General features: G+C 44.0%; 17 protein-coding genes. 12 read left to right on the top strand and 5 right to left on the bottom strand.

Annotated features, from left to right (window positions below):
• Positions 1-88 precede the first annotated feature (88 nt).
• A complete protein-coding gene (locus LN893_RS08180; RefSeq protein ID WP_229969324.1) occupies positions 89-1,057 on the bottom strand; it encodes an SWFGD domain-containing protein in 969 nt (322 codons plus the stop codon).
• 440 nt (positions 1,058-1,497) lie between these two features.
• Here LN893_RS08180 and LN893_RS08175 point away from each other — a divergent pair, with 440 nt between their 5' ends.
• On the top strand, positions 1,498-1,896 hold the full coding sequence (locus LN893_RS08175; RefSeq protein ID WP_229969323.1) for a hypothetical protein: 399 nt from the start codon (positions 1,498-1,500) through the stop codon (positions 1,894-1,896).
• Positions 1,897-2,007: 111 nt separating this feature from the next.
• On the opposite strand, the gene LN893_RS08170 is transcribed toward LN893_RS08175, so the two are convergent.
• Entirely contained in the window at positions 2,008-4,458 is a 2,451-nt protein-coding gene (locus tag LN893_RS08170) for a type IA DNA topoisomerase (protein ID WP_229969322.1), read from the bottom strand.
• 301 nt (positions 4,459-4,759) lie between these two features.
• On the opposite strand from LN893_RS08170, the gene LN893_RS08165 reads away from it, so the two are divergent.
• The 11 genes from LN893_RS08165 (at position 4,760) to LN893_RS08115 (ending at position 13,202) form a co-directional block, all read left to right on the top strand.
• Entirely contained in the window at positions 4,760-5,632 is an 873-nt protein-coding gene (locus LN893_RS08165) for a glycosyltransferase family protein (protein ID WP_229969321.1), read from the top strand.
• Positions 5,633-5,774: 142 nt separating this feature from the next.
• Entirely contained in the window at positions 5,775-6,677 is a 903-nt protein-coding gene (locus tag LN893_RS08160) for a metallophosphoesterase family protein (RefSeq protein ID WP_229969320.1), read from the top strand.
• 10 nt (positions 6,678-6,687) lie between these two features.
• Positions 6,688-7,299, top strand: a complete 612-nt coding sequence (locus LN893_RS08155; RefSeq protein ID WP_229969319.1) for a hypothetical protein — start codon at positions 6,688-6,690, stop codon at positions 7,297-7,299.
• Between the two features lie 58 nt (positions 7,300-7,357).
• Positions 7,358-7,579, top strand: a complete 222-nt coding sequence (locus LN893_RS08150) for a DUF2905 domain-containing protein (RefSeq protein WP_229969318.1) — start codon at positions 7,358-7,360, stop codon at positions 7,577-7,579.
• A 171-nt stretch (positions 7,580-7,750) separates the two neighbouring features.
• A complete protein-coding gene (locus LN893_RS08145; protein ID WP_229969317.1) occupies positions 7,751-8,476 on the top strand; it encodes a YdcF family protein in 726 nt (241 codons plus the stop codon).
• A 311-nt stretch (positions 8,477-8,787) separates the two neighbouring features.
• Positions 8,788-9,507: a TIGR04282 family arsenosugar biosynthesis glycosyltransferase gene (locus tag LN893_RS08140; RefSeq protein WP_229969316.1), complete on the top strand. Its 720-nt coding sequence runs from the start codon at positions 8,788-8,790 to the stop codon at positions 9,505-9,507.
• A 152-nt stretch (positions 9,508-9,659) separates the two neighbouring features.
• A complete protein-coding gene (locus tag LN893_RS08135) occupies positions 9,660-9,995 on the top strand; it encodes an arsenosugar biosynthesis-associated peroxidase-like protein (protein ID WP_229969315.1) in 336 nt (111 codons plus the stop codon).
• 3 nt (positions 9,996-9,998) lie between these two features.
• Entirely contained in the window at positions 9,999-11,066 is a 1,068-nt protein-coding gene (gene arsS / locus LN893_RS08130; protein WP_229969314.1) for an arsenosugar biosynthesis radical SAM (seleno)protein ArsS, read from the top strand.
• A 126-nt stretch (positions 11,067-11,192) separates the two neighbouring features.
• The gene (locus LN893_RS08125; RefSeq protein WP_229969313.1) at positions 11,193-11,804 is read left to right on the top strand and encodes a TIGR04282 family arsenosugar biosynthesis glycosyltransferase; all 612 of its coding nucleotides are present in this window, start codon (positions 11,193-11,195) and stop codon (positions 11,802-11,804) included.
• 53 nt (positions 11,805-11,857) lie between these two features.
• A complete protein-coding gene (locus LN893_RS08120) occupies positions 11,858-12,544 on the top strand; it encodes a DUF2461 domain-containing protein (RefSeq protein ID WP_229969312.1) in 687 nt (228 codons plus the stop codon).
• 178 nt (positions 12,545-12,722) lie between these two features.
• The gene (locus LN893_RS08115) at positions 12,723-13,202 is read left to right on the top strand and encodes a peroxiredoxin (protein ID WP_229969311.1); all 480 of its coding nucleotides are present in this window, start codon (positions 12,723-12,725) and stop codon (positions 13,200-13,202) included.
• A 33-nt stretch (positions 13,203-13,235) separates the two neighbouring features.
• On the opposite strand, the gene LN893_RS08110 is transcribed toward LN893_RS08115, so the two are convergent.
• From LN893_RS08110 to LN893_RS08100, 3 genes are all read right to left on the bottom strand, one after another.
• Positions 13,236-13,805, bottom strand: a complete 570-nt coding sequence (locus LN893_RS08110; RefSeq protein ID WP_229969310.1) for a hypothetical protein — start codon at positions 13,803-13,805, stop codon at positions 13,236-13,238.
• Positions 13,806-13,888: 83 nt separating this feature from the next.
• A complete protein-coding gene (locus tag LN893_RS08105; RefSeq protein WP_229969309.1) occupies positions 13,889-14,791 on the bottom strand; it encodes an alpha/beta fold hydrolase in 903 nt (300 codons plus the stop codon).
• Positions 14,792-15,368: 577 nt separating this feature from the next.
• Positions 15,369-16,724, bottom strand: a complete 1,356-nt coding sequence (locus LN893_RS08100; protein WP_229969308.1) for a neutral/alkaline non-lysosomal ceramidase N-terminal domain-containing protein — start codon at positions 16,722-16,724, stop codon at positions 15,369-15,371.
• Positions 16,725-16,751 lie beyond the last annotated feature (27 nt).

The following is a 16,751-nucleotide window of genomic DNA, read 5'->3' as shown; positions in this document are numbered from 1 at the left end:
ATCGGGGCTTTTCTGTGGAGTTTCATCCACTATTCAAAGTATAACTTAAATCAGGTGATTGTACAAAAAATATTACCCGTTTAAGTTTCTACCATTCATAATCTCTTCTAGAAGATGATCCGTAAGAGTAGGGAGGTCCGCTATAGGTGCTTCTGGAAGAGGTGCCTCCTGACCTTCCATATCGTTGATCATCGTTGCGGTCGCGCATTTCGTCTCTTCTTCTGCGGCGCTCCGACTCGTCGTCACCAAACCAGGATTTTACTTCATCACCGGCACGGTCAAAAAAGCCACGATCGTTGTTGTTTCTGTCCCTGTCGTAGTCCGAAGAAAAACGGTTGCGATCGTTGTTGTAGCCAGAGTTATTGCGCCAGCCATCAGTGTCGCCAGTCCAATCGTTTGATCTTCTTGAATCATTGGTTCTGTAGCGAGAGGCAGCGTTGTTGCTCCAGTTGTTTGAGGAGGAACCGTAGAATGAACCTGTGTTTAGAGATGAACCAGAGTTGTTTCGGTCATTTCTATCGTTGTCATAGTCTCGGTTGAAATCATTATTTCTGTTGTAGCTGTTACTTCTGTTGTAGTAACCTCTATCGTCTGATCTTCTTCTATCGTCATCGTCGTTAAACCACGATTTTACCTCGTCTCCTGCTTTATCAAAGAAACCGCGGTCATTGCGGTCGTTGTTCCAGTTGTCTCTGTCGTTGTCCCAACGGTTGCTAGAGCCTCTTCTTGAAAAGCTCTGGTCGTCGCCGTAAGAATTTTGTCTTGAACTGTAGTTGTTATTGTCCGAAGAGCCATAGTTAGATCCGCCGTAATTATTAGATCGGCCAGCTGAACGACCATAAGTTGAAGTACCTCCGTATCCAGATGTTACGTTCACATCACGGTCTGTACCTAAAGCACTATTGTGGGAGCTGCCAAAGCTGTCTGTACCATGTGCACCTCGCTCACGACCTGTTAAATCAAAATCGTCAGAGTAGTAGTTTCTTGCCGAACTCCTGCTCTGGCTCCTGTAATTGTCATTATATGGGTTATACCCCGAATTTTCATAGCTTCTCATAAGTTAGTCTTATTTTATGTTACACAAATATTTCTTTTGTCAAGGCAGATTATACATCCGCTACATTTTTTTACGACATAAACAGCTATAAGTTATCCCGCACCTCAAAGGGCTATACTGCATCATGATAGTAGGAAACAAAGCTAGCGCTGTGTTTCCTGCTTATTTATACATGGTCAGGAGTAGCCACTCTAGCTATTCTAAAAAATAGGATTAATTTTTAATAAAAACATAACAAGGAACTGCTACTTTTAAACAATGGTTAAGCAAGCTTATGATTGCATATTTAAGATTAAATATGCTTTCGGTTCAGAAGTAAACTTTTGTACATTAGCAGGAAATTTGGCTTAGTTAGTTTAGCCAGTTGAATCTAAATAGCGAGGTTGTGCTCTTTAGCCAGAGGTAAGGCCCGCCAGTTTTAATGGGTAAAATTTAATTGTATGAAATTAAGATCAGTGATATGCAGCGTGGCTGCATTGGTTCTGTTTGCGGCATGTGATGATTTGTTTGATGATGGGTTAACGCCAGACGGTTCTGTTCCTAATCTGACGCTAAAAGCCCCTGTAGCAAATCAGAACATAACGAAAGCACAGGGAGTGTCTATAGATGTGATAGTAACGGATAAAGACGCTGTAAAGGAGCTTAACTTCCTAATTAAAAAGGATAACGCTGTAACTCCTTTAGTTAGTTTTAAAAAAACGCCAGACAAAAACATTGTTGAGTTCGATACACTGGTATCAGTTAATGCTTTTGAGTCAGGAACTTACAAATTAGAAGTGAATGCTACCGATGGCCGAACAAACCTTGCTACAAAAGAAGTTAGCTTTAGAGTGCAGTAGTGAAGAGTTAGAAAGTTAGAAAGTTAGAAAGTTTTTTCCTAGCTAACAGGTTAAGTTTGATATTTATAACTAGGGGCGGCAGCTAAAATAAATAGCTGCCGCCCCTGGCTTTTAATCGAACTGGTAGACTACTTGGCCTTGCTCGTTTATAGTTAGGGATGCATCGAAGGCGTTGCCTGTTTTAGCTGAAGTAAAGCCTTTTATCTTTCCTGTTTTGCCTTTCAGCAACAGTGTCCCGATTTGTTTTTCAGTTAGCTGCTTACCACCCATCTCAAAAGGAACCACAAATTGGCAACCTTCTCTAAAGCGGCTGCAACCGTAGGCAGCTTTGCCCTTCAGTAGTTTACCTTGCTTGCAACGTGGACATTTCTCAAAGGGATTTGCGCTACTGGCTTTTTCTGCCTGCTCAAACAGTAGCTGGAAGTTAGCGTCTAGTTTTACGATAGCATCAAAGCTATCGCCGCTGTCGTTCTTAAAGCCTTTTATCGTTCCCGTTTTGCCTTTGCTAAGCAAGGTGGTAACCTGCTTTTCGGTTAGCTGCTTGCCGTGCTGCTCAAACGGAATCAGGAAACGGCAACCTTCTTTGTAGCGAATGCAGCCATAGGCTTTCGAGCCCTTCAATATATGACCTTCTTTGCAGGCAGGGCAGGAGCCAAGGCCTGCTATTTGTGTTTCGGTCTTTGCTGGCTTCTCTTTCTTCTTGCCTTTCTCTTTTCCTTCTTTAGCAACAGGTGTTGCTGCTTCCTGCTGCGGCTCAAGGGTTACGGTGGCTTTGTCGTACTTTACTTCCTGCACCAGGTTTACCACAAAGTCCTGCAGTTCCTGCAAAAAAGCCTCCGCTTTAAACTCTCCGCCTTCAATCTGGCGTAGCTTGCGTTCCCATTGCCCCGTCATCTCCGCCGACTTCAGTGTCTGGTTTTTGATCACGCCAATCAGGTCAATTCCCATTTGAGTAGGAATTATTTTTTTCTTTTCCTTTCGGATATACTGGCGCTTAAACAACGTTTCTATAATAGCAGCACGAGTAGATGGCCTGCCGATGCCGTTTTCCTTTAGCGCATCCTTCAGTTCCTCGTCCTCCACTTGCCTGCCAGCTGTTTCCATGGCTCTAAGCAGAGTAGCCTCGGTATATTCGCGCGGCGGGTTTGTCATTTTCTTGTCCAGCAACGGCTGATGCGGACCATGCTCGCCAATATCAAAGTGAGGTAAAACACCCGCGGCTTCCTCCTCGTCTTTACCATCTTTACCCGAAGGCGTATCGGACGATTTTATATCCTCAGCACCATAAATAACCCGCCAGCCTGGCTCCAGTATCTGCTTTCCTTTCACTCGGAAAGTATAACCAGCCGATTCTGCCATCACTGTAGTATTACTAACAATACAATCGGGGTAAAAAGCCGCTATAAAGCGACGCGTAATAATGTCGTAAACTTCGGCCTCACGACCGTACAAACCACCTGCCGCTGCACCTGTCGGTATAATGGCGTGGTGATCGGTTACTTTGTTATTGTTAAATACTTTCTTTGTTTTTCTGATTTTGCTTTGCAGCAGCAGCGCCACTTCCTGGCTATAGTTGCTCAGGCCCTGCAAAATGCCAGGTATTTTCGGGTAGATATCGTCTGGCAAAAAGGTAGTGTCTACACGCGGATAGGAAACCACTTTCTTCTCGTAGAGGCTCTGCACCGTCTTCAGGGTTTCATCTGCCGAAAGGCTCAGTTTGTTGTTGCACTCAATCTGCAGCGAGGTCAGGTCGAAAAGCTTAGGCGGCGACTCTGTGCCTTTTTTAGTGTCAACATCCGTAATCTTCAGCTCCGCTTGTTGTATCGCCTCTAATATCTTCTGCGCCTCTTCCTCTTTCTGAAAACGGCCATTGGTGCTGGAAAAGGTGGTTTCGCGGTAAAGTGTTTTGAGCTCCCAATAGGGTTGCGGCACAAAGTTGGCGATTTCGTGGTGGCGGTTCACCAGCATAGCCAGCGTGGGTGTTTGCACACGGCCTATTGAAAGCGTTTGCCTGCCTTGCCCGTATTTTAAAGTAAACAATCGGGTGGCATTCAGGCCCAGCAGCCAATCGCCAATGGCGCGGCTTTTACCAGCCTGGTAAAGCGAATCGAACTCAGAACCTTCGCGTAGTTTGGCAAAACCTTGGCGTATGGCTTCTTCTGTAAGCGATGAAATCCAGAGGCGTTTGAAAGGCCTTTTGTATTTTGCCTCCGTTAGTACCCAGCGTTGAATTACTTCTCCTTCCTGCCCTGCGTCACCACAGTTTATCACTTCCTTGGCTTTTTCCAGCAGTTTCTCAATTATTTTAAACTGCTGCTCTACCCCCTTGTTCTGTATAAGTTTAATGCCGTAGCGCTCGGGCAGCATGGGAAGGTCGTACATACTCCAGCGCTTCCACTCGGGGCGGTAATCATCAGGTTCGCGCAGCTGGCAAAAGTGGCCAAAGGTCCAGGTTACCTGGTAGCCGTTGCCCTCGTAGTAGCCGTCTTTCTTGGTTTTAGCACCAATTACCATGGCTATCTCGCGGGCGACACTCGGTTTTTCAGCAATGCAAACTTTCAAGGTAAAGAAGATTTAATGAGATTATAGAAGCTAGATTTTAGAAGTTAGACTCTTTTCTTGACTAATAAAGAATGAGAAGTTAGCCTGTTCGGATGCTTATACCGCACGAATAAGCAAAATTTCTAATTCTTGATTTCTGATTCTTAATTAGGCGCAGCCGTCACACTAGCTTTCAAAGTTACTGCTTTTGGCGCTTATTTCCGAGCCTGTTTCCGAAGAGAAGTAGTGGCATATTGGTTGTCTTTGGTGCGCCATCTGGTTTAGTTTTATACTTTTGTAGCCGAAGCATAAAGAAGCTATAATGAAAGTCAGTGGGTTTACTTTTGTCCGAAACGCCATCAAATACGACTATCCAGTTGTAGAGGCTATCCTGTCTATACTTCCGCTGTGCGATGAAGTAGTGGTTGCCGTGGGCAAGTCAGAAGACGATACGCTTGGTCTGATCCAGGGGATAAATTCACCTAAAATAAAGATAATAGAAACTGTTTGGGACGATAGCTTGCGAGAAGGTGGACATGTGTTGGCTGTGGAAACAAATAAAGCTTTCGCGGCTGTGTCAGAAGACGCAGATTGGGCTTTTTACATTCAAGGCGATGAAGTGCTTCATGAGCAATACCTGGATGCTGTACGCGAGGCCATGCAAAAGTATAAAGATGCACCTGAAGTAGATGGGCTGCTACTGAAGTATCGCCACTTTTACGGTTCTTATGATTATGTTGGCGACTCATTGCGTTGGTACCGTCGGGAGATAAGGGTGGTTCGGAAGCGGAAGGATATCTATTCTTTTCGTGATGCACAGGGCTTTCGGAAAGGCGACAACCATAAGCTGAATGTAAAGCTGGTTGATGCCTATATGCATCACTACGGATGGGTAAAAGAGCCCAAGGCGATGCAGGGAAAGCACGAGAGCTTTGGAAAGCTATGGCACTCCGATGAGCAACTGGAAAAGATAGTGGTGAAAGCAGAAGAGTTTGATTACTCGGGTATAGATGCTCTCAGGCTGTACGAAGGTTCTCACCCAAAAGTAATGCAAGAAAGAATAGAAAGGCTTAACTGGAAATTTAACCACGACCTGAGCAAAAATCACCTTAAACTGAAAGACAGAATAAAACTTTTCGTGGAGAAGATTACTGGTAAAAGGTTAGGAGAATATAGGAATTATAAAATAATATAGAATAGAGAGTAATTATTCCTGATGCAACCATTTCTCTTGTTAAGGTATCTTCATAATACTAGTGTCGCTGAAACTAAGTGCAATTCGTGAAGTATAAAACAAGGTACTGCTACTTTAGTTGATACTATGAAAGCTATGAGAAATGAAAAGAAATATTATACCATACGTACTAGTGCAGTTTGTGCTGGTATTCCTTTTGTCGTCTTGCGAGAAGTTTGAATATAGCCCCTACGAAGTCCGACTAAAGAACGGGGAAAAAGATCTGAACGCCAAAAATGTTGCTCGAATAGAGGCCCTTAACTTAAGGGCTAGCGATACCGTTCGGTTTGTGCTGACAGGAGACACCCAAGGTTTTTATGGAGACAACGATGCCATGGTGGCACATGTTAATACCCGAAACGACGTAGCTTTTGTGCTGCATGGCGGAGATATAACAGATTTCGGACTGCTGAAGGAACATAAACTTATTCACAGAAGCTTGCGGAAACTGAAAGTGCCATGTGTGGCAGTAGTTGGTAACCACGATGCCACCAATAACGGCAAAGAAGTTTACCAAGCCATGTACGGAGACTTTGATTTCAGCTTTACGGTAGGGCGGCGCAAGTTTATCTTTCTAAACACGAACTACCTTGAGTTTGACAAGCAAGCCCCAAACCTGAGTTGGCTGGAACAGCAGTTTGCTGACACCTCACAATATGATCAGGTGTTTGTGGTGTCGCATATTCCTCCAACAAGTAATGAGTTTGGGAAAGAAAAATCGAGGCGCTATGAAGAGATCATAAACAAATACAAGGCAAGTTTTTCTATACATGGGCACAACCACAGCTTCGACTATTACAGAATGACGGCCGATGGCGTAGTACATCCTCAGGAAAGTATAGATAACCTAAACAATTTTGGAGAGGTGAATCTTACGAATAGTTCTTCAGCAAACAGTGCACAAATAGGAGTAGAGCACATTCATGTACCCACCACAAGCAAACGTGAATATATTGTGATGACGGCTTACAACGGAGGAGTTGAGTTTGAAAGGGTGGCGTTCTAAAGACTAAATAATGAGAAAATTACACCTTTTGCTGGCATTGTGGTGTATGCCCTGGCTGGCTAAGGCACAGGAAACAACTTTGCAGGATAGTGTTTCAAAATCGCGCACCTGGTTTGTTCCTGATGGCGCGGTGTTACAATTTGCTGGTAATATGGGTTTGTTGGCGGTAGGGCCAAGCTACGACCTTTTTGACGAGAAGCTAAGCGCTGAGTTGCTTTATGGGTATGTACCGAAGTTTGATGGAGAAACCCCCAATCACCTACTTACTTTAAAAGGAACTTATCACCCATTCCTTGTTAGCATAAGCGAGCGGTACAGTGTTACGCCTTTACGCGTGGGACTGGCAGGTAGCTATTACTTCGGAGACAGATATGCCTTATCCTGGGGAGATAATTATCCTAAGGGCTACTATTGGTGGTCTTCTGCCGTCAGGATACTAGGTTTTGCAGGTTCGTCTGTTAATTATAAATTTGGAGAGCAGCAAAAGCTGCTACGGGATGCTAGCTTATACGCTGAAGTAGGAACTTTTGACCTGATCCTGACTTCCTGGGTAAAAGAGGACGGACTCTCGCTTTGGGATATCATGAACGTGTCTGCGGGGTTACGAATTCGGTTTAAGTAGTAGAGCTTTCTTTACCCCCGTGAGTTAACTTGATCTAATTAACAAATAACAAAGATAAATGCAGCCAGTAGGAAAGTACATAGTTGTAGCGGGTGTAGTTTTGGTCTTGATCGGTTTGGTAGTTTGGTTGGCTGGCGATAAGTTTAGTTGGTTTGGCAATTTACCTGGCGACATTAAGGTAGAGCGTAAGAATATGCGCTTTTATGCCCCTATCACCAGCATGCTTTTGCTGAGCATTCTGCTATCTTTCCTGCTTTGGCTTTTCAGGAGGTTATTTTAAATCGTGTGTTATTTTGTGGAAGCCATTTTATATATTGTGCTGAATTTATAGGTGCGCAAGATAGAACTGTAAAACCATTTGCAAAGAAAAGAATAACGATGCAGATGCGACTCATTACCAGACCCTGCTTAGATGTTTTTCATCCTTTCTAAAATGTTACACTTTGTACTAATGCCTTTTTTGTGGGTGTTGGTGCTTTTGTTTCTGGCTCTTTTTCTGAAGTCTGCAAAGTGGAAAAGGGTTTCTTTGGCTACTGCGGTTGCTATCCTACTTGTGTTTTCGAACCCTTTTCTGGCGAATGAAGTATGGCGTGCTTGGGAAGTAGATGCCACGCCTGTAGCAGAAGTTGCTAACCATGAGATAGCCGTCATACTATCAGGAGTAACAGGTTATAGAGAAGACATGCCTGATCGAATTCATACCCATAAAGGTGCCGACCGTTTTTTGCATCCGCTGCAGTTGTACCGTTTAGGTAAAGTAAAACGTTTGCTGATATCGGGTGGGAGTGGTTATGTTACAGGCAATGCGGTGCCAGAGGCTGAGCAAATCGAGAAGATACTGTTGATGGCAGGAGTAGCAGAAGAAGACATCATTACAGAAGCCAATAGCCGGAATACACGCGAAAATGCCCTAAATACTGCTGCTTTACTTAAAGATTACCCTGATTGGCAACAGCCTTTGCTGGTAACCTCAGCTTTTCATATGCGCCGGTCCAGGGCATGTTTCGAAAAAGTAGGTTTGCAGCCCATTATCTACAGCACCGATTTTTATTCTACTCCCAGGCGCTTTACCCCAGACGAAACCATCATACCAAATGTGGGTGCCTTCGAAAAGTGGCACCTGCTTATACATGAAGTTACAGGGTTTATTGTGTACAAAATCTTAGGTTACTGCTAAACCTTGCTTCGCTCTTTCTTTAGCAATCACTTCGGTGGCTTTTGCTTCTTTCCTAATTCATCAGCTACTGTTGAGTGCATTACCTTACTTCATAATCCTTTCTTACACTATCGCCAGACCCCCATTTTTTACACAGCACTTGTACAGTAGCTAAAGGAAAGTTAATGTTTAACATTTAATTAACTTCAGGAATCGTATTAGCTATATTAGAATATTGTTAACTTGCTATATCAGCATTCATGAACGGAGTAATTTTACTATTTTGTAACCAAAAATTATGTTTAATGTTAAAATAGCTAAATAAGCTGCTCTTGCAAAACCTTACTTCAGATATCGCCATACTACTTTTCACCAATACTGCTACTCAGGAAGCAGTAGAAAAGAACTTTGTGCCTGGTAGTGGAGGTGGTGATGCTAATTACCTGATTGCCCATACGCTGTTGTGCTACACACTAGATATGCTGCAAGAGGTGGGGCTGCCACTCATTGTGTGCACATCAGAGGAGCAGCAAGGCTATACTTTTGGCGAAAAATTGTCTAACGCTTTTCATGATGTGTTTGAGCAGGGTTACCAACGGGTAATCTGTGTTGGAAGCGATTGCCCTACCTTACAGGCAAAAGATTTGCTAAATGCTGCTGAGCAACTCCTTAAGCATAACATGGTGGTGGGGCCAACCAAAGATGGCGGCGCTTACCTCATAGGCATGCACATAGACTGCTTTAACCCTGAGGCATTTTCTATGCTTAACTGGCAGACAAGTGAAGTGCTGAATGAATTAACTATCTATTCGTTCAGGCAGCAGAGCTGTATGGGCTGTTTCTTTAAACTGGATGAAAAGTCAGATGTTGATAACAGCGCTGATCTGAGGCGAGCTCTGCAAGAACTGCCTGTGCTAAGCGACCTCAAACGCGACCTTCTTGCCATTCTTTTAGAGGCGACAAACCCCTATTTACATCCTTCTAATTCCCGCTTTGTATTACAAGAGCAAAGCGTAAGGGATATGCACTTACGTGCTCCTCCTGTTTATTAAGATTTCTACCATTATTTAGAGCAAGTATAAAACACTTTGCTTTGGAGCTAGTATTAGCTGTCTGGCTGGTGTGTTGTTTATACTTATCCATAGCTTATCTAAAACATTTCGACAGTTTCTTGTTATAAAGCAAATTCAACAGATACATTCAAATGGAAAAAACATACTATAACCCCGCAGACCTTGCCAAGTTTGGCAGCATATCAGAATTGCAGCCAGAAATGGGAAGTAAATTCTTCGACTACTATGGAGAAGTGTTCAAAGAAGGAGCGCTAACGGCTCGTGAGAAATCTTTGATAGCACTAGCTGTGGCGCATGCCGTGCAGTGTCCCTATTGTATTGATGCCTACAGCACCGATTGTTTAGAAAAAGGAGCCGACGAAAATCAGATGATGGAGGCTGTGCATGTGGCGGCAGCCATTAAGGGTGGTTCAGCGTTGGTGCATGGCGTGCAAATGATGAACAAGATAAAAGAAGTGACGATGTAGCCTATGCTGAAATCTGTTAGATCTTTACAGGGCCAGCAACATGAACTGTCCGATCCTGCACTGCAATTAAACGTGTTGCAGCAGCCTGCCTTGCACGGAGACCAGTTTCCTGTGTTTGCCGAAAAACTGCTGCAGCACGACCTGTACCCACTCAAACCGACTGGCTCTACTATACTCCAGATTAATGTTGGCAAAATGTGCAACCAGGTTTGCAAGCACTGCCACGTAGATGCAGGTCCCGATCGGAAGGAGATCATGACAGCGCAAACCATGCAGCTTTGCCTCGATTCTCTAAAAGCAGCACCGCAAATTACGACCGTAGATTTAACAGGCGGAGCACCTGAGATGAATCCCAACTTTAGATGGTTTGTAGAAGAACTTTCTAAGCTGGGTAAGCAGGTGATGGTGCGGTGCAATCTTACTATTATTCTGGCTAACAAAAAGTACCACGACCTGCCGCTTTTCTTTAAAGAGCACCAGGTGCATGTGGTTTCTTCGTTGCCCTACTTTTTGGCCTCCCGTACCGATGCCCAGCGAGGAGACGGTGTGTTCGAAAAATCGATAAAGGCGTTGCAGATGCTGAATGAGGTGGGCTATGGTAAAGAGGGCAGTGGCTTGGTGCTGGACTTGGTGTACAACCCTTCGGGCGCGTTTCTGCCAAGCGGACAGCAGTCGTTGGAGGCGGAGTTTAAGCGGAGGCTCAAAAACGGGTACGATATCGAGTTTAACAGCCTGTTTTGCATCACTAATCTTCCTATTAGCCGCTACCTGGATTATCTGGTGAACAGCGGTAACTATGAGAGCTATATGCATAAGCTGATTGATGCTTTCAACCCAGCAGCAGCGACAGGTGTAATGTGTCGGAACACGATATCGGTGGGTTGGGATGGCTACCTTTACGATTGCGATTTTAACCAAATGCTGGAGTTGAAAGTGGCGCAATCGGCTCCGCAACATATCCGTGATTTTGATGTAGCAGCCCTGGACGAGCGAAACATTGTGTTGAACCAGCATTGCTACGGCTGCACGGCAGGAGCAGGCTCAAGCTGCGGCGGGGAAACAGTAAAGTAAATTCCAATTATATAAGGCTTGACTCAACTTTCTCAACTAAAGTTGACTTGCGCTGTCATTTTTTCTTAAGGAACGTTGCCCTTTGCAGCTGAAGTGGCTGTTGACAGGAGAGTGAATCCATACGATATGAAAAATAAAAAGCTGATAATGGTGTTTGTGCGCAATCCTGAACTAGGTAAGGTGAAGACGCGATTGGCAGCATCAGTTGGTGAGGAAAAAGCACTCCAAATATACCTGTATCTGCTTGAGCACACGCAAACTGTTACACAACATGTTGAAGCAGATAAGGTGGTGTACTATGCCGAAAGAGTTGAAGAACATGACCTGTGGCCATATGCCTATCACCATAAAAAGCTACAGCCTTCGGGTGATTTAGGCGAAAAAATGCTCGCTGCTTTTGAGGCTGCGTTTGCTGAAGCATACGAATCAGTGGTGATAATTGGGAGTGATTGCCAGCAACTTAAGCAGGAGATTATAGAGCAGGCCTTTGATGAACTGCAAACGCATGATGTGGTGATAGGCCCAGCGGTGGATGGTGGTTACTATCTTCTAGGAATGAATCGTCTGTACCCAGATTTTTTCCAGAACAAACATTGGAGCACAGATCAGGTTTTTACTGCCACAATAGAGGATATAGAGCGGTTGGAAATAACGTACAGTCTTTTGCCCACACTTAAAGATGTAGATTACCTAGAAGACCTGGAAAAGCCAGAGCAGTGGCTGAATATGAGCGGCTAAAATGACAGGTATAACGTAAGAACTATAAATTTGCGTGAAACCTTAATCAAGAAATGTCAACAACTATAAATAAAGCTACGCTTGAATTTTTAGCCGATCTGGTAGAACATAATACCCGCGAATGGTTTGCGGAACACAAGAAAAAATACGAAGCAGCTCGTAAAGACTATATTCTTTTTTTAGACGAACTAGTAAAGGAAGTGCAGCATTTCGACCCTGCTGCACAAGGGCAGCAAGGCAAAGACCTGGTGTTTCGGATTTACCGAGATGTTCGCTTCTCCACCGACAAACGTCCTTATAAAGATCATTTTGGCGCCTATCTGGCCGAAGGGGGCAGGAAATCCATCAACCCTGGGTACTACCTGCATTTGGCTGGTAAAAATAAATCTTTTTTGGCAGGAGGTATTTGGTACCCGCCTGCGGCGCAGCTTAAGGTTGTGCGCCAAGAGATTGATTATAACCTAAACGAGCTCAAAAGTATCATTGAAGCCGAGGATTTTGTGAAGCGTTTCGGACCTTTGCAGGGAGAGCAGCTAAAAACTACCCCGAAAGGCTATGACAAAGACAACCCCGCCATAGAATATCTTCGATTCAAAAGCTGGAATGCCATCATGCCTCTTTCTGATAAAACAGTGTTAAGCTCCGATTTTATAGATGAAGTGCTTGACGGGTTCAAAGCACTAAAGCCGCTAAACGATTTCTTTATGCAGCCTTTGCAGGATCTGGAGGGGGATTCTTAAAAACAGGTGGCATGTAAGAGTAGTATTCCTTCTGCTTACACATTTTCAGGCTCTATACCGTGGAAAGGTTGTTTTACTTATCCCAAAGCTGTCTACTACTCAACAAGTGTGCTGGATGGAACATTTTTAAACCATTCTTGTTTATATTTGCGAGAGTTTAGAGAAAAATCTGTAGGGAATGGACACTTTGAATATAGGAGATAAAGCTCCTGATTTTGAGTTAATGCGAAAAGATGGCCGGTTCTTTCGACTGTATGAGGTGCTAAAGGAGCACAGTGTGGTGCTTTACTTTTATCCTCGCGATAATACCTCTGGCTGCACAAAGCAGGCATGCGAGTTTAGAGACCAGTACGATGCGTTTAAAGAACTTGGTGCCGAAGTAGTAGGTATTAGTTCTAACAGTTTAGAATCGCACAAAAGGTTTGAGCGAGTCTATCATCTCCCGTTTGTGCTTTTGAGCGATGAAGATAGCCAACTTAGGAGTTTGTACGGCGTACCACGGAAATTCGGTATTTTACCTGGGCGTGTTACTTACGTCATAGATCAGAAAGGAATTGTACGTTATATTCACAACTCGTTTAACAAACCACTAGAGCATGTAGACAATGCTTTGATGGTGCTCCGAACATTGCGAAAAAAGGAAAAAGTACAAGCATAAAGCAAAGGCCCGTTCTTGAACGGGCCTTTGCTTTTATTGATCACTTACAAGTTTATACTCTCTTCTGTCATAAAGCTCATAGTACAGAACTCCATGAGATTTGTTAAACAGCAAACGCTTCAAACTATATGTTCTGGTGCTGTCGGCTGTTATTTCATATACATTGCTGTAGTTTTGCCCATTTACCTCTAGTGTTTCAAAGTCTGGGTTTTCTACATTTATTTCATGCATCCCCCGGCTTTCGAGCATAACGTTCACCTTCAACTTATCGGATGATCTGGTTACAGCTGTTCCAAAGGTCGGGTGCTGGTTTTTTAAATCCTGCATAGTTACAAGGTGCTGCACATCAACCTTCTCTATACATTCGTCAGAAGCTGAATAACCTTCACCAGGCAATTGGTTTTCTGTCGCATTTACACGCGTAAACGTGAGCAGCACATTATCCTGGTTCACAAATTTAATAGAGTCATCTTGTCCGTACACAAGCCACTCTAGGTCATCTGTAGTTGCTCGAGAGTATTTAACCTCATCACATTTGTCGCATGATGAAAAAAGCAGGGCGCCCACTACAAAACTGAGCATAAGGGTAAAGGTGGATTTCATAATGTTGTAAGGAAAGTAGTTATTGCAAAGTAAGCAGAAAAAACGGAAAGCCGTATCAGTTCCCCAACGTATTCAAGGCTGGCTTAGTATGCAAATGCTCCTGCTTGTTTAAACCACTGCACTACTTGCAGGAAGTGGTCTTTGGGCGCATCGGCATGCGTGAGCAGGCTAATGTGGTTGTAGTTGTGCAGGTTTCCGTTGGCTTTGCTAACTACATGAAATGCACTGTTCTTGCTACCCGTTTCCTGCATTAGTTTCTCCACAACTGTCGGGTGCCCCAGCACATCGTCATTTACTCCTGTTAGGTACAATGTAGGCGGGAGGTGCATCTGTTGCAGCGCAGCGGCGTAGTTGAAGCAATCCTTCCAGTCTAGCCACTTTTTCCGTACTACCCATTCGAGGGTTTGCTTGTGGGTGAGGCGTGTTTCGCTGTCTGAACCAATACGTAGTTTTTTTGCGGGTAACCAGCCTATTGCTGCAATCACTGCTTTCGAGAACCAGTTCCAAACTACACCTATCATCAAAAGTCTTTTTAAGCTCCAGATACTGATACGCCGCTTGCTGCCGAAAAAAGCCATAGCACGCACCTGAACTGCAACTATAGGGCTTGTCAGGTAAGCCAGCATTAATACCCCTCCCCAGGAGTGGGCACCCCAATATTGCGGCACGTCGCCTTTTAGTTCTTTTATTTTGCTGATAAAGGCAGGAAAGTCCTCCTGAAGTGTATGTGTTAATCCAAAATCTGATCTGCTAGAAATAGATGGTTTGCTTTTGCCGCGGCCTCTGAGGTCGGCCACAAACACATCGTGACCTTGCTTTGCCAGAAAAGGAGCAAAGCCTTTTCCTGATTTAGAATAGAAAATGTGTCCGTTTTCTATGGAGCCATGCACAAGAAAGACAGGTGCTCCGCCTTTGTCGGTATAGAACCGTTTCAGGTGCAGCGTGTCGGTGGGGGTAACAGGTATATAAATAGATTCTTGTTGCATTGTGAGTTCTGGGGCGGTAAAAAAGAAGCATTAGCTCCACTTGTCGAGGAGATAAAAAAGCAGCGAATCAGCGGCTTCTCCTCCTTTATTCAAAGATAAGATTTCTACCGCTCATTCGCTGCTGGTATTATACTGCTTTGTGCTTGACCTAAAGGTTAGCTTCTGACAGGGATAGGCTGTGGTTGTAAACGAGGTCTTAAAACGAGCCAGGCTAGTGTGCCAAAAATCGTTCCTGAGAAAAATGTTAGTGCAACAATCATAAATCCGTTTACACCGCGCTGTTCTGCATCGAAATAGACCCAGGTAAGAATAAAGCCAAGCAGTGCCAGGTACAATGCTATAGTTGCTAGTAAAAGTATATTTAAAATATTTATAGTGAATGGTTCCATAACGTCAGTATTAAATTGTATATGTGCAGAGCTGATTTTGCTTATGCTATACTTAATTAAACTGATGTTAGATCTTATTGTTTTGTATTATTATAATATAATTGTTTTAAATTGGTTGAATAAATAAATTTGAATAGTATTTTAGTTGTAGCTACTCTTGTTTTATTAATTGTACTGAATACCGATGGCTACTGCTTCAGGTTTAGGCGTAGCAGTTTCGAAAGCATCTCTGTAATATAGGTGCCGCTTTGGGGACCATAAAAGTTCATGTCTCGCACTTCGTATTTCTTGAGTGGGTAGTGCTCTTCTGGAACAACGTAGCCAAGGTAGCTGCCATTAAAGCTGGTAACTACCAGTTGCTTCTGCAGTTCAGAGGCAGTTGCTTGCAAATTTTCCATAAACTCCCCAGAATAGTCTGCTGGCACGCCTAAAAAGACAATATCTCCTACCTGCAGGCTTGTGAGGTACGCCTCATACTTTCCGAAAAAGGTGTTAAAGAGAAGTGGTGCAAAGCGTTTATTTTCACCTATTCTCCATTGTGGTTCTGGCAGATACAACGGAACACGCACCGATTGCAAATGAGTAGTGTGGGCCAGTGGTAACGAGGCTGAGGCTTTGAGTATAAGCTGCGCTAGTTCTTTTCCTACCTGTTCTGTACTTTCAAAGCTACCGCCGTGCTGGTAAACAGTTTGGTGACTACCCACAGCGCCTGCCGAAAAAGCTGCAAAGTCTACTGTACGTTCAAGTTCCTTTACCAACTCGCCTGGGTAATCTCTGGAGAGTATAGGTTGCATAGAAGGTAAAATAGTAGGGTGGCCTGAAAAGGTGCATAATAGTGCAGTCTGCCCATTAAGTTGCTCAAACTTTATAAAGCGTAAGGTAGAGTCGAGGGTGGTGGAGGAACCTGTTAGGCGGTTTCGTACAAAACCAGCTGCGCTTGCTTGGCCATAGCTCAGGCGAGTAGGTTGTAAATTTGCTTCGGCCTGTTTTATACTCTGAATAATATGCTGTACCGTTTGTGCGACTACCTGCTTTTTATACTTGCCTGCCATCAGGCGACCAGCCAGCTTTTTAGCCCAACCACCAAAACTAGTGTGGGTATGTGTGGCAGAAAGATATACCTGTTCGGGCTTTATACCTAGTTTTGGGTACTCCTTTTCCAATGCCGCTGTAACGCTCATCGGCACGATCAGCATATCCAAGGTAACAAAGTATGCTTTGTTGCTACCGTTGCTGAAAGCAAACGTACGAACCCAAGTCGAATCGTGCACCTGCTCATACTTCATGCCGAGCCGCTTACCGTAGCCAGCCATAGGTGTGCCTACAGGTGGCGTAATGTTTACTTTAGCCCAGCCTACTTGCAAGGTATCCGCCTCTATTGCTGTTGTAGTTTGCTTCTGTACCTCAGCTAACGTGGAGCGGTAATAATCCGTCTGTTGATAAGGAGTATGGTCCAGGCGTTGTACAAGGCAGCTTTGCAGCAGCACAGCATTTAAAAGCCAGTAAAGGTTGCGGCTAACTATATGTTGATACTGTTTTTTCAAGTATGCAAATTAACGCTATTAATGTAA

The sequence above is a fragment of the Pontibacter harenae genome (genome assembly GCF_020907245.1).
GTDB lineage: Bacteria > Bacteroidota > Bacteroidia > Cytophagales > Hymenobacteraceae > Pontibacter > Pontibacter harenae.
The sequence above is the reverse complement of the archived record's forward strand: the minus strand, read 5'-3'. Positions and strand labels throughout refer to the sequence as shown.